The organism is Rugamonas apoptosis (assembly GCF_014042355.1).
Lineage (GTDB): Bacteria > Pseudomonadota > Gammaproteobacteria > Burkholderiales > Burkholderiaceae_D > Rugamonas > Rugamonas apoptosis.
Map to the genome: position 1 here is coordinate 1 of NZ_JACEZU010000028.1, position 1353 is coordinate 1353.

At 50.8% G+C, this 1353-nt stretch carries 1 rRNA gene (only partly in view); it reads left to right on the forward strand.

From position 1 onward, the window contains the following. Positions 1-1353: ribosomal RNA gene (locus H3H39_RS27225) — 23S ribosomal RNA — on the forward strand (its annotated part continues 1481 nt past the right edge of the window); the annotation flags it as partial.

Below are 1353 nucleotides of genomic sequence, written 5' to 3' on the forward strand. Positions count from 1 at the left end.
GGTCATTGCATACTGAATACATAGGTATGCAAAGCGAACGCGGCGAACTGAAACATCTAAGTAGCTGCAGGAAAATAAATCAACCGAGATTCCCAAAGTAGTGGCGAGCGAAATGGGAAGAGCCTGCATGATTTAGCATGACGCATAACAGAATCCTCTGGAAATAGGAGCCATAGCGGGTGATAGCCCCGTATGTGAAATGCGATGTGTGGAACTAAGTATGCGACAAGTAGGGCGGGACACGAGAAATCCTGTCTGAATATGGGGGGACCATCCTCCAAGGCTAAATACTCGTAATCGACCGATAGTGAACCAGTACCGTGAGGGAAAGGCGAAAAGAACCCCGGGAGGGGAGTGAAATAGATCCTGAAACCGTGTGCATACAAACAGTAGGAGCGGACTTGTTCCGTGACTGCGTACCTTTTGTATAATGGGTCAGCGACTTACATTCAGTGGCAAGGTTAACCAGATCGGGAAGCCGTAGAGAAATCGAGTCCGAACAGGGCGTTCAGTCGCTGGGTGTAGACCCGAAACCAAGTGATCTACTCATGGCCAGGATGAAGGTGCGGTAACACGCACTGGAGGTCCGAACCCACTAATGTTGAAAAATTAGGGGATGAGCTGTGGGTAGGGGTGAAAGGCTAAACAAACTTGGAAATAGCTGGTTCTCTCCGAAAACTATTTAGGTAGTGCCTCAAGTATCACCATCGGGGGTAGAGCACTGTTATGGCTAGGGGGTCATCGCGACTTACCAAACCATTGCAAACTCCGAATACCGATGAGTGCGAGCTTGGGAGACAGACGTCGGGTGCTAACGTCCGGCGTCAAGAGGGAAACAACCCAGACCGCCAGCTAAGGTCCCAAAGATTGGCTAAGTGGAAAACGAAGTGGGAAGGCTAAAACAGTCAGGATGTTGGCTTAGAAGCAGCCATCATTTAAAGAAAGCGTAATAGCTCACTGATCGAGTCGTCCTGCGCGGAAGATGTAACGGGGCTAAGCCAGTCACCGAAGCTGCGGATATCCGCAAGGATATGGTAGGAGAGCGTTCTGTAAGCCTGCGAAGGTGTCTTGTAAAGGATGCTGGAGGTATCAGAAGTGCGAATGCTGACATGAGTAGCGATAATGGGGGTGAAAAGCCCCCACGCCGTAAGCCCAAGGTTTCCTGTTCAACGTTCATCGGAGCAGGGTGAGTCGGCCCCTAAGGCGAGGCAGAGATGCGTAGCTGATGGGAAGCAGGTTAATATTCCTGCACCGTCGTATGATGCGATGGGGGGACGGATCGCGGAAGGTTGTCCAACTGTTGGAATAGTTGGTTTCTGGTTCATAGAAGGCGCTTAGGCAAATCCGGGCGCA